The organism is Paraburkholderia sp. GAS33, assembly GCF_050436645.1.
Taxonomy (GTDB): domain Bacteria; phylum Pseudomonadota; class Gammaproteobacteria; order Burkholderiales; family Burkholderiaceae; genus Paraburkholderia; species Paraburkholderia phenazinium_B.
Genome location: NZ_JBNDMP010000002.1, coordinates 807,641 through 821,663, shown reverse-complemented (window position 1 = coordinate 821,663; position 14,023 = coordinate 807,641). Strand labels below are relative to the sequence as shown.

14 protein-coding genes are annotated in these 14,023 nt (G+C 61.6%); 12 read left to right on the top strand and 2 right to left on the bottom strand.

The annotated features are described in order from the left end of the window. Positions 1-15 precede the first annotated feature (15 nt). On the top strand, positions 16-954 hold the full coding sequence (locus P3T24_RS09970) for an AraC family transcriptional regulator (protein WP_429434196.1): 939 nt from the start codon (positions 16-18) through the stop codon (positions 952-954). Between the two features lie 68 nt (positions 955-1,022). Here P3T24_RS09970 and P3T24_RS09965 read toward each other — a convergent pair whose 3' ends face one another. Continuing rightward, positions 1,023-1,952 (bottom strand): LysR family transcriptional regulator, encoded by a 930-nt coding sequence (locus P3T24_RS09965; RefSeq protein ID WP_429434193.1) that lies wholly within the window; start codon positions 1,950-1,952, stop codon positions 1,023-1,025. 180 nt (positions 1,953-2,132) lie between these two features. On the opposite strand from P3T24_RS09965, the gene P3T24_RS09960 reads away from it, so the two are divergent. From P3T24_RS09960 to P3T24_RS09930, 7 genes are all read left to right on the top strand, one after another. Next, positions 2,133-2,735: an NADPH-dependent F420 reductase gene (locus P3T24_RS09960; RefSeq protein ID WP_429434190.1), complete on the top strand. Its 603-nt coding sequence runs from the start codon at positions 2,133-2,135 to the stop codon at positions 2,733-2,735. 196 nt (positions 2,736-2,931) lie between these two features. Then, a complete protein-coding gene (locus P3T24_RS09955) occupies positions 2,932-3,777 on the top strand; it encodes an oxidoreductase (RefSeq protein WP_429434314.1) in 846 nt (281 codons plus the stop codon). 267 nt (positions 3,778-4,044) lie between these two features. Continuing rightward, complete coding sequence (locus tag P3T24_RS09950; RefSeq protein WP_429434187.1) at positions 4,045-4,377, top strand: hypothetical protein; 333 nt, start codon at positions 4,045-4,047, stop codon at positions 4,375-4,377. Between the two features lie 226 nt (positions 4,378-4,603). Next, a complete protein-coding gene (locus P3T24_RS09945; RefSeq protein WP_074263980.1) occupies positions 4,604-4,879 on the top strand; it encodes a metal/formaldehyde-sensitive transcriptional repressor in 276 nt (91 codons plus the stop codon). An 8-nt stretch (positions 4,880-4,887) separates the two neighbouring features. After that, positions 4,888-6,171, top strand: a complete 1,284-nt coding sequence (gene dmeF, locus P3T24_RS09940; protein ID WP_429434185.1) for a CDF family Co(II)/Ni(II) efflux transporter DmeF — start codon at positions 4,888-4,890, stop codon at positions 6,169-6,171. Positions 6,172-6,353: 182 nt separating this feature from the next. Further along, complete coding sequence (locus P3T24_RS09935; RefSeq protein WP_429434312.1) at positions 6,354-6,911, top strand: sugar O-acetyltransferase; 558 nt, start codon at positions 6,354-6,356, stop codon at positions 6,909-6,911. A 420-nt stretch (positions 6,912-7,331) separates the two neighbouring features. Beyond that, on the top strand, positions 7,332-8,051 hold the full coding sequence (locus P3T24_RS09930) for a phosphatase PAP2 family protein (RefSeq protein ID WP_429404207.1): 720 nt from the start codon (positions 7,332-7,334) through the stop codon (positions 8,049-8,051). A gap of 58 nt (positions 8,052-8,109) precedes the next feature. On the opposite strand, the gene P3T24_RS09925 is transcribed toward P3T24_RS09930, so the two are convergent. Beyond that, complete coding sequence (locus P3T24_RS09925; protein WP_429434183.1) at positions 8,110-9,291, bottom strand: ABC transporter substrate-binding protein; 1,182 nt, start codon at positions 9,289-9,291, stop codon at positions 8,110-8,112. A gap of 229 nt (positions 9,292-9,520) precedes the next feature. Here P3T24_RS09925 and P3T24_RS09920 point away from each other — a divergent pair, with 229 nt between their 5' ends. The 4 genes from P3T24_RS09920 to P3T24_RS09905 all read left to right on the top strand — a co-directional run bounded on the left by P3T24_RS09920 (position 9,521) and on the right by P3T24_RS09905 (position 13,996). Further along, entirely contained in the window at positions 9,521-11,344 is a 1,824-nt protein-coding gene (locus P3T24_RS09920) for an ABC transporter permease (protein ID WP_429434180.1), read from the top strand. 11 nt (positions 11,345-11,355) lie between these two features. Next, complete coding sequence (locus P3T24_RS09915) at positions 11,356-12,222, top strand: ABC transporter ATP-binding protein (RefSeq protein WP_429434177.1); 867 nt, start codon at positions 11,356-11,358, stop codon at positions 12,220-12,222. Positions 12,223-12,293: 71 nt separating this feature from the next. Beyond that, on the top strand, positions 12,294-13,034 hold the full coding sequence (locus P3T24_RS09910; protein ID WP_074263985.1) for an ABC transporter ATP-binding protein: 741 nt from the start codon (positions 12,294-12,296) through the stop codon (positions 13,032-13,034). Positions 13,035-13,096: 62 nt separating this feature from the next. Further along, positions 13,097-13,996, top strand: a complete 900-nt coding sequence (locus P3T24_RS09905; protein WP_429434175.1) for a glutamate/aspartate ABC transporter substrate-binding protein — start codon at positions 13,097-13,099, stop codon at positions 13,994-13,996. Positions 13,997-14,023: the final 27 nt, after the last annotated feature.

Here is a 14,023-nt window from a genome sequence, read left to right as displayed (position 1 = left end):
CAAAATCTGACGATCATGATCGATCCCTTCTCCGATTTTCTGAGCCTGATGGGCGCGCGGTCCGTCATTTCGGGCGGACTGGTTGCCGGCGGCGCCTGGGCAATCAATTTCCCGCGAGCGAATACGGTCAAGTTCTGGGGCGTGGCACGGGGCAGTTGCTGGATGCTGTTTGAAGGCGACACGGCTCCCATTCGTATCGAAAGCGGCGACGTGTTTCTGCTCTGCGAGCCGCGCTCACATGTCCTCGGCAGCGACCTGGAAGCGGAGCGCGTCGATCTCGACGAAGTCCTCGAAGGCCGTGTCGGCAACATGGTTCATCACGGAGACGGCGACGAGTTTTTCATGATCGGCGGCAAGGTCGAACTGAACATCGCGTCCAGCCAGCTTCTGCTAGACGCGTTGCCGCCGCTGATTCACGTGCGCGGGACATCGAGCCAGGCGCAGGCTCTTCGCTGGCTGCTCGATCAACTCGTGCGGGAGCGGCAAGACGCGCTTCCCGGAGCGCACGTTGCGTCGAATGAACTTGCGCATCTGATGTTCATCCAGATACTGCGGGCGCACTTCGAGGCAGGCGGATTCCAGCCTGCCGGCTGGCTGCGCGTCCTGAGCGACAAGCGTCTCGTGCCGGTGCTCCAGCTGATGCATGGGGACCCTGGTCGTGTGTGGCAACTTCAGGAGCTGGCACAAGCCGCGTCGATGTCTCGCGCGACGTTTGCCGCTTACTTCAAGACGGTCGCGGGAATGTCACCGCTTTCGTATCTGACGAAATGGCGGATGCACCTTGCACAGCGCGCTCTTCTCGAGAGCCGCATGCACATCAATGTGCTGGCACGCTCGCTCGGCTATGGCTCCGAGAGCGCGTTCAGCAATGCCTTCAGGCGTGTCGTCGGACGCTCGCCGAAGGACTTTCGGGTACAGGCGGTGAAGGAAGTTGCGACTGGGCATGGGGCTTAGCTGCACGGTGTGACCGACGACGTCCGCTTCCGGGCCGTTCCGTCAGCTAGCAACCTACCCGGCGCGACTCATTTGAGGCTGCCCGCAAACCTCTCGGCTAACCGCTCCCGCTCGAACGCCTCGACGATGAAGTCGACAAAAACCCGTGTCTTCGCCGGCAGCAGCGCTCGCGTCGCGTAGTAGATCGAGATTGCCCCGGCGTCCGCGTACCAGCGCGGTAGCAAGCGCACGAGTTCTCCCCGCTCAATCGAGGCCAGCACGTCTGACACGGCCAGCAGCGTCACACCCAGTCCGAGAATCGCCGCTTCGCGCATCGCCGCCGGGTCGTTGACCATAATGGTCTCGCCAAGCCGCGCGGGCATCTCATTGCCCGCCGCGTCACGCATGTTGCGATGGCGCACGCGGCCCGTGCGGCCCGAGCGCATCACGATGCCGTCGAGGCCCTCGAGATCGCGGGGATCGCCCGGTTTTTTGCGGCCAGCCATGTAAGCCGGAGACGCAACCGCCACAAGATGCGCAGGCGCCAACGGGCGCGACACGACGCCCGGTGCGAGGTCGAAGCCGCCACCCAACGCTGCGTCATATCCCTCTTCAATCAGGTCAACCGGCCGGTTCTCGAACTGCCAATCCGGCCGAATCATTGGATAGCGTACGAGGAATGCCGGCAGCAGCGGCATGACGTACGTGATACCGAACGTTGGCGCCATGCTGACCCTCAGCACGCCGGCGGGCTCGCTGCGATCGTTCGAGACGGACGCGATGGCCGCCTGCAGCGCCTCCAGGTTGCCGCCGATTTCCATGAGAAAGCGCTCGCCCGCCTCGCTCAACGTGAGCTTGCGTGTCGAGCGCTGGAACAGGCGCACGCCCAGATTGCGTTCGAGCAACGCAACGTTCCGGCTGACCGCAGCGGGTGTCAGCGAGAGGCGCCGCGCAGCTGCGGAGAAGCTTCCCGTTTCGGCGCTGCGGACAAACGACTCGAGGTTGGCGAGGGTTTCCATACGGGAATCTTAAAGCATTGATTGAAAATAATTCAAGCGATTCCAAGCTAATCATCAGGCAATAAAGGCGGCAAGATTCGTTCACATAGCGCCGGGAGCGAGCCTCGCATCTCTTTCCCCTTGCCGGCACCGGCGGCGGCTTTACCACCTGATTCATCACTCTTCACCAGGAGCATTGTTATGAGCACCATCGGTATCATCGGAGCAGGCGCCATTGGGTCCGCGTTCGCGAAAGCGCTGGCGGGCAAAGGTCTGGAAGCCATCATCGCGAACAGCCGGGGCCCGGCTTCGCTCGCGGACCTCGCGCGCGGGCTCGGTCCCACGATCACGCCGGGAACGCGCGAACAGGCGGCCGCGCAGGACGTCGTCCTTGTCGCAGTCAACTGGTCGAAGCTGCCGGCCGCGCTGGCTGGCCTGCCGGATTTCGGCGGACGCATCGTGATCGACGCGAACAACCCGATCGAGGCGCCGCTGTTCAAGCCGGCCGAACTGAATGGCCGGACGTCGAGCGAAATCTTTTCGGAACACGTGCCGGGCGCGCGCGTCGTGAAGGCGTTCAGTCATCTGCCGGCGCACCTCATCTCCGACGATCCACAGGCCGAAGGCGGACGCCGGGTACTGTTCGTCGCGGGAGACGACGCACAGGCGAAAGCGGCGGTGAGCCGGCTGATCGAGCGGCTGGGTTTCTTCAGTATCGATCTGGGCTCGCTCGTGGCGGGAGGCCAGTTGGTTCAAATCCCGGGCGGCCCGTTGCCGGTGCACAATCTCGTCAAACTGGAGTAGTCGGTGCGGGGCGCGGCGTGCTGTCGCCGGATGGAATGACACGGTGCGACTGTATCGGCCGCGCGCGGAAATCCCCAGCGGAGCGCGGACTTTCCCATGTTGCGATATTCTCCAAGCTCATTCTCCGCTGGCCGACGCGCGCCCCGAATCGCGGTGTGGCCCGTCGCGCCAGCCCTCACCGAGGACTACCATGGCGATCGACTCTTCCACTTCTCCCGTCTGGTTCATTACTGGCTGTTCGACCGGCTTCGGTCGGGAAATTGCACAGGCTGTACTCGCGCGTGGCTGGCGTGCTGTCGTCACTGCGCGCGCTCCTGATACGGTCGCCGATCTGGCGAGCGCACACCCCGAACACGCCCTGTCACTCAAACTTGATGTGACCTCGCCCGAGGGCGTGACCGCAGCCGTTGCGCAGGCGAAGGCTGCATTTGGCCGCATCGATGTGCTCGTGAACAATGCAGGCTATGGTTATCTGTCAGCGGTTGAAGAAGGTGAAGATGACGAAGTACGCGCCATGTTCGAGGTGAATTTTTTTGGCGCAGTCACTACGATCAAAGCCGTATTGCCTTTGATGCGGGAGCAGCGAGCGGGACACATCGTCAATATCACCTCGGTTGGAGGACTGGTCGGTAATCCGGGCAGCGGTTATTACGCCGCTACCAAGTTCGCGCTGGAGGGGCTTGGAGAAGCCCTCGCGCGTGAGACTGCCGAGCTGGGCATCAAAGTGACAACAGTCGAGCCGGGGCCGTTCCGGACCGACTGGGCGGGGCGGTCGCTCAAGCAGACGCGCCGGTCGATCGACGCGTACGCATCTATCGCCGGGAAGCGCCGCGCGCAAGTGGCGGCGGATAGCGGGCGGCAACCGGGAGATCCGGCACGTGCCGCACAGGCGATCATCGCCGCCGTCGAAGCAAAGGTGCCGCCATCGAATCTCGTTTTGGGCAAACCCGGGTTGGAAGCAGTCCGAACGAAACTGGGCAGGCTGCAGAACGATTTGAATAACTGGGAGGCCACGACTGTCGGCGCGGATTTTCCTGACTGATGTCGCGCACGGTATCGCGATGTGCTTTTCTCACTCCCGTGTCCTGCAGAGTGCGTAGTAGAAGTTTTACATCGTCCCTGGTATCTAGCGGTCATGTCGCCTTGGCCGCCAGTTATCACGGTCTCCTGACATTCAATTGCGCATGCTGGCCGCGTGAGCGCGTTCGCGTGGATTCCGGTCGCGCGGCACGGTGCTTGCTGCATTCATAGTCAAGCAGGCGGCGACCGTCTGCGTCTATATTCCAGCCCAATCAAGGAGGGACGGATCATGAAAAAGGCAACCAGCACATTAATCGCGGCCGTGGCCGCACTCACGCTGTCGGGTGGCGCTTATGCACAGGCGGCCGGAGGCTCGAGCGGTGGCGGTACGTCGGGCAGCACCGCTAGCCCTGCGAATCAGGTGAACCAGATGAACAATTCAACCAGCGGCTACGGCACGCCGGGCGTCAACAACTCGGACAGCGGCATGGCCGCCGGTGCGCCGAACTCAGGCCTGCCGAATGGTACAAATGGCAACTCGACGTCTGGCATCAGCGCTCCCAAGACCAATAACACGCTGGCGACCCCGAGCGTAGTGTCGCCGGCTGCTGGACAACAATAAAAATTAAGGATGGCAAACTAACTGCACAAGATCCGTAGATCTGAAGTGCGACTTCTTTATTTGCCACAGTAGTAAGAAAGGCCGCTGCCCTCAAGGACAGCGGCCTTTTGTTTTTCCATTAGCACTTCATGGCGGCTTGCGGCGCGCCAATCTTACAGATACCCCTACCCCCTATGCTACACTTGCGGCTATTACATACCCCACTGGGGTATTCGGAGGGCGCACGGTGAGTCACACAATCCAGGAAAAACAGAAGCTTCTTAATAGGGTCCGCCGCATCAAGGGACAGGTTGAAGCCATCGAGCGGGCGCTCGAGGGAGAGCACGGCTGCTCCGACGTGCTGCAACGGATCACGAGTTGTCGAGGAGCGATGAACGGTCTGCTGGCGGTTGTGCTGGAAGACCACATCAGGAACCACCTTGTCGACGCCGAAAACGGCGAGGAGGGTGGCGCCAGCGCAACGGAACAACTCATCGAAGTTGTTCATAGCTATTTCAAGTAGAGTTAAAGATGAGCGATTTCAAAGACGCTGCATTCGGCGCAGGACATGACCACATCTTTCTGGGCGCCGGTCACGAAAAGAACGAGCGCAAGACGTGGGCCGTGATTGCACTATGCAGCGCGATGATGCTGATTGAAATTGTCGGCGGCAGTATGTTTGGGTCGTTGGCGCTCGTCGCCGACGGTCTGCATATGTCGACGCATGCCGGCGCGATGTTGATTGCAGCGCTTGCGTACACCTACGCGCGTAAGCATGCCAGCGACACCCGCTTCGTGTTCGGCACCGGCAAACTTGGTGACCTCGCAGGGTTCACGAGTGCCATCGTGCTCGCGATGATCGCGGTGCTGATTGGCTACGAGGCGGTCTCGCGCTTTCTGTCACCGGTATCCATTCATTTCGGTGAAGCCATTCCCATCGCGGTGGTCGGCCTGCTTGTCAATCTGGCGAGCGTGTGGCTGCTGAGCGGCGGCGATCACGGACATAGCCACGCTCATAGCCACGGACACGGCCATGGGCATGGTCATGATGACCACGCCCACGAAACGGAAGTGAAGACGATTTTCGCCTCATCCGGCGTGTTTGCCGTTTCCATCTTTGAGGACGGCGTGCCACCCGTTTTCCGCATTGCGCCAGCGACGGACGGTTCGCGGCTGCATGCCGCTGCCGTTTCAGTTACGACGGTGCGGCCCGATGGGACAGAGCAGGTATTCGCGATGGCGGACCGTGGCGGCTATCTGGAGTCGATGGAAGATATTCCTGAGCCGCACGCCTTCAGGGTCATCGTGAGAATGCCGGACAGCGAGCACGAAGTCGAATTCGAAGAACATGAATCCCACGACGACGAGCATGAAGCAGCGACGCGCGACCATAACATCAGGTCCGCCTATATCCATGTGATGGCGGATGCGGCGGTCTCAGTGCTAGCTATCATCGGTCTCGTACTGGCACGCGCATTTGGCTGGCTCTGGATGGACCCACTCGCCGGTGTCATCGGCGCGCTGGTGATTGCAAACTGGTCGTACGGCCTGATGCGCGACACGGGTGCGATCCTGCTCGACATGAACCCCGACCGACGCATGGCGGAGAACGTGCGTCACGCGATCGAGGACCGCGGCGACAAGGTGATCGACCTGCATGTATGGCGGGTCGGCCCTGGTCACATGAGCGCCGTGGTGTCAGTCGCAACAGATGAAACCCAGCGAGACTCGCGTTTCTATCATGCGGTGCTCAGGCGCTTCAAGGGGCTGTCTCACGTCACTGTTGAGGTTCAACCGTTACAGGCGGCGGCCTGACACCGGGCAGTCAAGTCACCAGCGCCGACTGAGGGTGACATCGGAGAATCGAAGAGCCTTTGACGGCGCTCGCGGAGCTTCAGGCGAAACGCTTGATTCGTAACATTCGGCTGAGCAATGTGACCGCACAGCAACCGTCCTCCGCCGACCGCCAGCTCGACAGCAAAGAAGGAAACTCACCAATGCCAAATGACGACCGCACCAAACTGATTCCCAGAAGAACTCCAGAATCAGCGGCCATGTCAGCAAACGTCAAACGAGCGATGGCGATCACCGCGACGCTCAACCGTTTGACGTTCAACGATGCCGACGAAGTCCGGGCCTTGTTCAGCGATCTCATCGGCAAGAAGGTGGACGAAAGTTTCATATTGATCCCTCCGTTCTACGCAACCGGCGGGGTCGATATCAATGTCGGGCGCAACGTCTTCATCAATCAGAATTGCACTTTCTATGACCTTGGCGGACTCGACATCGCCGACGATGTGATGATTGGGCCGAATGTGAGCATCGTCACGTCTGGCCATCCCATTGAACCTTCCCAGCGGCGCGCCGGCGTAATCGCAAAGCCCATCGTGATTGAGAAAAACGTCTGGATCGCCGCCGGCGCGACCATCATCGGTGGCGTAACGGTAGGCGAGAACTCGGTGGTTGCTGCAGGGTCGGTCGTTACGAGGGACGTCCCCCCGAATACGCTCGTAGGTGGAAATCCGGCGAGGGTCATTCGTTCGATTGCTGACTGAGGAGCGTCTGCAAGAGGTCGATTGGGGTGTCAGGAAATCCTTCAAGGATCAGCGAGAAACCTGGCAGTGCACGATAGTTCAGACTGGCCGAACGAATCGACGTTCGCGCGACTGCTGCGTCTATTACATATTGCTTGCGTCATGTAATCAGCGCAAAGCGCCAATCGGCGTTGCCCAACCTGTTTACAAACTATGTCGCAGAACCAAGTATTGTGCTGCCGGCCGCAGACTTCGCGGGTACCTGTGATCATTTTGTGAACGTGTGTGCGCTCGCAAACGTAGTAACGGATTGCAAAGTGCATTAATTGCGGCAGGTTCCGACTGGTCCGGAAAAAGCGGCTCACCTCGGGGGCGGGTGCCTGCCGTGCGCTCCATTCCCGTACACCATAATTCCAACAAGCAGGCGATTCGTAAACCAATATGCTCCGTCAATTCATAAACGGCTTTGACTCGGCGATACTGACCTTCCTGACGCACGGTGCGATGCACTCAGCGACTTACGGTCATGCGGTCAGTCACGTTGCGGACTTCTATCTGTTCAAAGGCGTGCTGCCATTAGCCATGCTGTGCGCCATCTGGTTCGACACAAGCGAGCGCCGGCAGTGGCAACGGGAAATGGTCATCGCCACCGTCCTGAGCGGTGTGCTGGCACTTTTCATTGGCAGAGTTCTGGCGCACTATTTGCCCTTCCGCCAGAGACCGCTCTACGACAGCAGCCTGCTCCTGACGTTTCCAATAGCCGCCACTCCGGAGGCAGTTCTTCGGACCTGGAGTTCGTTTCCGAGCGACCATGCGATGCTGTGGTCTGCCGTCGCGATCGGCATCTTTCTCGTCTCCAGATGGATGGGCGTGCTTGCGCTTCTGCAATGTGTCTTTCTTATCTGTCTTCCGCGCGTTTATCTGGGCCTGCATTATCCGAGCGATGTTCTGGCCGGAATTCTCCTTGGCGTTAGCGTTACGTGTGTTGTAACGCGAAAACCGATCATGGAGCGATTTGCGCCGGCCATCGTTCGACTCATCGATAGGTATCCAAACTTTTCGTATGCGGGCTTGTTTGTCATCTTGTTTGAGCTTGCGACCACGTTCGACGAGCCGCGGGAGCTTGCGCAATCCATCTTTCGACATGTGCTTCACGGATAACGCTGTATCACCCGCGTCCAGGATAGTTAGCGCTTCAACCGCAGCTTCCGGCGAATAATTACTTCGCCGCGACGGTCGAGTTGCCGAGTTCAGCCCACTGCCCATTACGCACCACGAGGTCAATGCTCTTCACGCCGGCAATCCGACGCGTATTCGGATCGAAGTTCGCCTTGCCGAACACGACGCTCGGCACGTCGTGCAGTTTCGGCAGCGCATCCCTCACGCCTTTACGATCGAGGCCCCCCGTGCGCAGCGCGTAGGCCGCAATGATGGTGGCGTCATACGCGAATGCATTGAACGCATCCGGTTCGCGATGATATTTCGCCTCGAAGCCGTGCACAAAGCGCTGCACCTCAGGGCGCGGATCGCCGGGGAAAAAGTTGGTATTGGTCGCTACTCCGTTCACCGCGTCGCCGCCCAGTTCGAGGAATTTCGGCGAGTACACCGAACCCGCAGCCACCACCGGCAGGTGGATGCCGCTCTCGCGCGCCTGCCGCACGATCTGCGCGCCGTCGGCGTAATAGGAGATCAGCACGAGCCCGTCCGGATGCGCGCCGTTCACGCGTACGAGCGTGGCGCGGAAGTCCTTGTCGGTCGTCTGATAGCCTTCTGCCGCGACCACCTGAACGCCACGCGAGGCTGCAGCCTTGACGAACACATCCTTGCTTGCACGGCCCCAATCGGTGTTCTGGTACAGCACCGCGACGTGATGGAGGCCTTCTTTCGCGGCGAGATCCGCGATCAACGGCTGCGCGTCGGCCTGGCTGACCGATGGACTCCAGATGAAGTCTCCGCCCTTGGTAAAGTCCGGATGCGAATTCGTGAAACCGAGCTGGACGAGACCGGCGCGCTGATAGATCGGCGATGCCGCCATCGAAGCGGGGCTGGAGAAGTCACCGAGTTCGATCAGGATCCGTGGATCGGAGACGAACTTTTGCGCGATCGTAACGGCTTGCCGTGGGTCGCTTTGGCTGTCTTCGAAGACGTATTGCAGCGGATGACCGTTGATGCCGCCATCCGCGTTGATTTCGTCCAGCGCGAGGTCGAAGCCGGCTTTCCATTGGGCGCCGTACTGGGCATTGGGCCCCGTCAGCGGGCCGCTCACGCCGAAGTACACCGGCGTACCGGTTGCGCTGCCCGCTGACGCGAACGGCGCGTGCAGAACGCCAATGGCGAGGGTGGAAACTGCAAGCCAGCGCAGCAGTTGTCGGCGCGAGCCGCTCGTACGCAACAGGTTCATGAGAACATCTCTCCGCAAGTTCGAGGCAAAACAACGAGTCTGCGATGCGGGCGGCGTGTACTCAACGAATCGATTCAGATATCGATATTCGCGCCGCAGCGTAGGCGCATAAGTATTTCAGACCAAAAAGAATAAGCATTCGCGCGAATCTTGGTTGGCGGGTTTTTTTCCTCGTGTTTAGATGGACGGTTTGCGGCCCGCTGCGTCACGAAAGGGGAATGAAATCGCTATGGGCGCGTGGCTCGAATACACCATCAACGGACTGATCGTCGGCAACATCTATGCGTTGCTGGCGGTGGGGCTCGCGCTGATCTTCGGTGTCTCCCATCTGATCAACTTCGCCCACGGCTCGGTGTACATGATCGGGGCGTTCGTCGGCTGGTTCTGCCTGACGAAGCTGGCGTTGCCGTTACCGGTTGCGTTCGCGGCGACGATCGCGGCCTGCGCGCTGCTCGGCATTGCGATCGAGCGCATCGGCCTGCGGCCGCTGCAGGGCGCGGCGCGCATTGCGCCGCTGCTCGCTACGATCGGCATCAGTTTCGTGCTCGACCAGCTCGCGCAACTGGTGTTCGGCCCCGATCCCCGCCCTGTACCGGCTGCGTTGCCGAACTGGACGGTTGTGATAGGCGGCGCGACGATCGGCTCACTGGACGCGCTGATTGCGCTGATCGGCGGCGGCGCGGCATGCATACTCTACGCGTTTCTGCGCTACACGCGGCTCGGCTGGGCGGTGCGTGCCACCGCGCAGGATCGCGACGCGGCGCAGCAGATGGGCGTCGACGTGAACGCGGTGAATCGCACGGTGTTTGCCATCGCCTGTGCGCTCGGCGGCCTGAGCGGCCTGCTCGTCGGTATGTACTACAACAGCATCGACCCTTCGATGGGTTTCCAGGCGACGCTCAAGGGTGTCGTCGCCCTGCTGATCGGCGGCCTCGGCAATGTGCCCGGCGCGATCGCGGGCAGCCTGCTGCTGGGCCTCGTCGAGAGTTATGGTGTCGCCATGTTCGGCACGAGCTACCGCGATCTGTTCGCCTTCGTCCTGCTGCTCGCGTTTCTGGTCTGGCGCCCGAATGGTCTGTTCAGCTCGAACCGCCGGCTGCCGCCCGAGCCGCTTACGGGCACCTTCCTGTCGAACCGGCTGGCGCTGAAGCTGCCGCGATCAGTGATCATCGTGCTGGTGCTGGCGGCGTTTGCGCTGCCGTTCGTGGCGCCGTCGGCCTATGTGCTGCAGACGCTTACCAACGGCTGGATCTACGGCCTGCTCGCGCTGAGCCTGACGCTGGTGGCGGGCACGGTCGGGCAGATCTCGCTCGGACACGCGGCGCTGCTACTGATCGGCGCCTATGCGTCGGGCTTGCTGTCGGTCGATCTCGGCTGGTCGCCGGCGGTGACGATTCCGCTCGCGGGCGCCTTGACCGCGGTGCTGGGTACGTTGCTCGTGTACCCGTCGTTCCGCCTGCGCGGCCATTACGTATCGATCGCGACGCTCGGCATCGGCGAGATCGTCGGTCTCGTGGTGCTGAACTGGGATGGCCTGACGCGCGGACCGATCGGCATCTCCGGCATCCCGCCGCTGTCGCTATTCGGCTGGACGCTCGACGACGCCCGCTCCGCTTACTGGTTCACGCTGACGGTTCTGGTCGGCTTTGCACTGGTTCAGGTCCGTCTGCTGCATTCGCATCTGGGGCGCACGTGGCGAGCCATCCGCGAGGATGACGTCGCGGCGCGCGCCTACGGCATCAGGCCGAATCGCTATAAGGCGATGGCGTTCGCCTTTGGCGGTCTCGCTGCGGGTGTCGCGGGTGCGATCGCCGCGCATCAGTACAGCTACATCAACTATCAGACCTTCGATTCGCAGGTGTCGATCCTCGCGCTGACGATGGTGATGCTCGGCGGCCTGGGCAACGTGATCGGCGCGATTGCCGGTGCAGCGGCGCTCATCGGGCTACCCGAACTGTTCCGCTTTGCCGCCGAGTACCGGATGCTTGTCTACGGCATCGTTCTGCTGTTGCTCGTCCGCTTCAGGCCGCAGGGCCTGTTCGGCACCGTGTGATGGAGGCGGCGATGGATCATCCGGCCGGGACATCCCCCGACATTCTCTTCGACGTGCGGCGCGTGACGCGCCGTTTCGATGGCGTCACGGCTGTGGCGGATGTGAGTTTCTCTGTCGCGCGTGGCGAATGCGTTAGCGTGATCGGTCCGAATGGCGCCGGCAAATCGACGCTCTTCAATCTGCTGAGCGGCGCGGACGTCCCCGACGAAGGCGTGATCCGCTTCGACGGCGAAGATGTGACCGGCTTCGCGCCGGAGCGCTTCGCGGCGCGCGGCGTCGCCCGCACGTTTCAGCACGGCCGCGTTTTCGGCAACCTTAGCGTGCTCGACAACGTGCTGATCGGTGCGCACGCGCGGCTCGAACTGGCGCGGCGCGGACTGCCAGGCGTGGGGGCGGTGGCGGAGCTGCTGCGCGCGCTGTTTGCGCCGCCGGGCGTGCGCCGCGAACAGGAGCGGCTCGATGGCGAAGCGCGTGCCATCCTCGCGCGTTTCGGCAGCCGCCTGATGCCGCGTATCGATTCGCCGGCGCACAGCCTGTCGTACGCAAACCGGCGACGCGTGGAGATTGCCCGGGCGTTGATGCTGCAACCGCGCATTCTGCTGCTCGACGAGCCGACCGCCGGCATGAACGAGTCCGAAACCGCAGAAATGCTCGCGCTATTGCTGGAACTGAAGGGCGAGGGCACGACGATCCTGCTGATCGAACACAAGCTCGAACTCGTGATGACGTTGTCCGACCGTGTGATCGTGCTGGATGACGGCCGCAAGATTGCATCGGGTGCGCCGGATGCAGTGCGCAACGATCCAGCGGTGATCGAGGCTTATCTCGGGCACCGGCAGGTCGGCCGCGATGCATCGCAGCGCGCGGTGGTGGCGTGAATGTCGAGCGAGTGTCTCGCAGACCGAAGCATGCAAATCATCCAAACCACGCGAACCGTATAAACCGTACCATGGCAGAACCCTTACTGAAGCTTGACGGCATCGATACGTTCTACGGACAGAGCCAGGTGCACTTCGGTGTCACGCTGGAGGTGCCGCGGCACGAGATCGTCTGTCTGCTCGGTGGCAACGCGAGCGGCAAGTCGACCGCGATGAAGGTGATCCTCGGCTTGCACAAACCGCGCGCCGGTACGATACGATTCGAATCGCAGCCACTCGACGGTCTATCGACCGCACAGATCGTGCGGCGCGGCATTGCTTCGGTGCCGGAGGCGCGGCGCCTGTTCGGCGACATGACAGTACGCGAGAACCTTTTGATGGGCGCGTTTACACGCCGCGACCGCAAGGCGATCGACGAAGATTACGAGCGCATGCTCGAGCTGTTTCCGCGCGTGAAAGAGCGTCTGTCACAGCGCGCGGGTACGCTGTCCGGAGGCGAGCAGCAGATGCTGGCAATGGCGCGCGCGCTGATGAGCCGCCCCTCGCTCGTCTGCATGGACGAGCCGACGATGGGCTTGTCGCCGCTTTACGTCGACCGCGTGCTGGAGCTGATCCGTACCATCAACGCGCAAGGCGTGACGTTCTTCATGGTGGAGCAGAACGCGAGCCTCGCGCTGCAGATCGCGCATCGCGGCTATGTGCTGCAGACAGGGCGCGTGGTCCTGTCCGGCGACGCGCAGTCGTTGCTTGGCGACGAGCGGATTCGCGACGCCTATCTTGGCGGTCCGCTCGCGGCGAATACAGCATCGTGAATCAACCTCAGTCAATACTACTCAAGACCATCCAGCACCCAACCAGACCACTAGAGACCATCATGACGACTGGAAAGAAGACGCTTCGATTGCTGCTTGCCGCTTCGCTGCTAGCAGCCGGATCCGCCCACGCGCAAAGCACTGGCACGCTACAGAAAATCAGGGAGAGCGGGACGGTCGTCCTCGGCGTGCGCCCCGCCGTGGTGCCGTTCTCGTATTTCGACGATCAGCAGAAGCCCCTCGGCTATTCGCAGGACGTCGCATTGGCGATCGTCGACGGCATCAGGAAGAAACTGAATCTGCCGAACCTCACGGTGCGCACGGTTGCGATCACGCCGCAGAACCGTATTCCGCTGCTGCAGAACGGCACGATCGATATCGAATGCACGACCACGACGAACAACGTGGAGCGGGAAAAGCAGGTGGCTTTTTCCAATACGATTTTCGTCATCGGCACGCGCCTGTTGACGAAGAAAGACTCGGGCATCAAGGACTTCGCCGACCTCAAGGGGCGCACGGTCGTCACCAACGCCGGCTCGACCTCGGAGCCGATTCTGCATAAGCTCAACACCGAGCAGAACCTGGGCATGACGATCACGACGCAGAAGGATGTGGCGGAATCGTTCCTCTCGCTGTCGACGGGACGCGCCGACGCCTTCATGCTCGACGATGCGATGCTCGCGGGCGAACGGGCGAAGTCGCCCGATGCAAACGACTATGTGATCGTCGGCAAGCCGCAATCGAGAGAGGCCTACGGCTGCATGTTCCGCAAGGACGATCCGGACTTCAAGCAGGTGGTCGACGATGCCGTCACACGCCTGCAGACCTCGGGTCAGGCCGATGTGCTGTACAAAAAGTGGTTCGACGGGCCGATTCCGCCGAATGGGCTCAACCTGCATCTGCCGGAGAGCGACGATCTGAAGACGCTCTTCAAGGCTCCGAACGACAAGCCGCTGAGCTAACCAGAGTGCGTGCGCGATTCGCCGGTC

Bases quoted from the DNA above. Each gene is read 5' to 3' on its own strand.
- P3T24_RS09930 (WP_429404207.1), top strand. From the start codon at position 7,332: ATGCTCCGTCAATTCATAAACGGCTTTGACTCGGCGATACTGACCTTC.
- P3T24_RS09915 (WP_429434177.1), top strand. From the start codon at position 11,356: ATGGATCATCCGGCCGGGACATCCCCCGACATTCTCTTCGACGTGCGG.
- P3T24_RS09910 (WP_074263985.1), top strand. From the start codon at position 12,294: ATGGCAGAACCCTTACTGAAGCTTGACGGCATCGATACGTTCTACGGA.
- P3T24_RS09935 (WP_429434312.1), top strand. From the start codon at position 6,354: ATGCCAAATGACGACCGCACCAAACTGATTCCCAGAAGAACTCCAGAA.
- P3T24_RS09970 (WP_429434196.1), top strand. From the start codon at position 16: ATGATCGATCCCTTCTCCGATTTTCTGAGCCTGATGGGCGCGCGGTCC.
- dmeF (WP_429434185.1), top strand. From the start codon at position 4,888: ATGAGCGATTTCAAAGACGCTGCATTCGGCGCAGGACATGACCACATC.
- P3T24_RS09960 (WP_429434190.1), top strand. From the start codon at position 2,133: ATGAGCACCATCGGTATCATCGGAGCAGGCGCCATTGGGTCCGCGTTC.
- P3T24_RS09925 (WP_429434183.1), bottom strand. From the start codon at position 9,291: ATGAACCTGTTGCGTACGAGCGGCTCGCGCCGACAACTGCTGCGCTGG.
- P3T24_RS09950 (WP_429434187.1), top strand. From the start codon at position 4,045: ATGAAAAAGGCAACCAGCACATTAATCGCGGCCGTGGCCGCACTCACG.
- P3T24_RS09965 (WP_429434193.1), bottom strand. From the start codon at position 1,952: ATGGAAACCCTCGCCAACCTCGAGTCGTTTGTCCGCAGCGCCGAAACG.
- P3T24_RS09905 (WP_429434175.1), top strand. From the start codon at position 13,097: ATGACGACTGGAAAGAAGACGCTTCGATTGCTGCTTGCCGCTTCGCTG.
- P3T24_RS09920 (WP_429434180.1), top strand. From the start codon at position 9,521: ATGGGCGCGTGGCTCGAATACACCATCAACGGACTGATCGTCGGCAAC.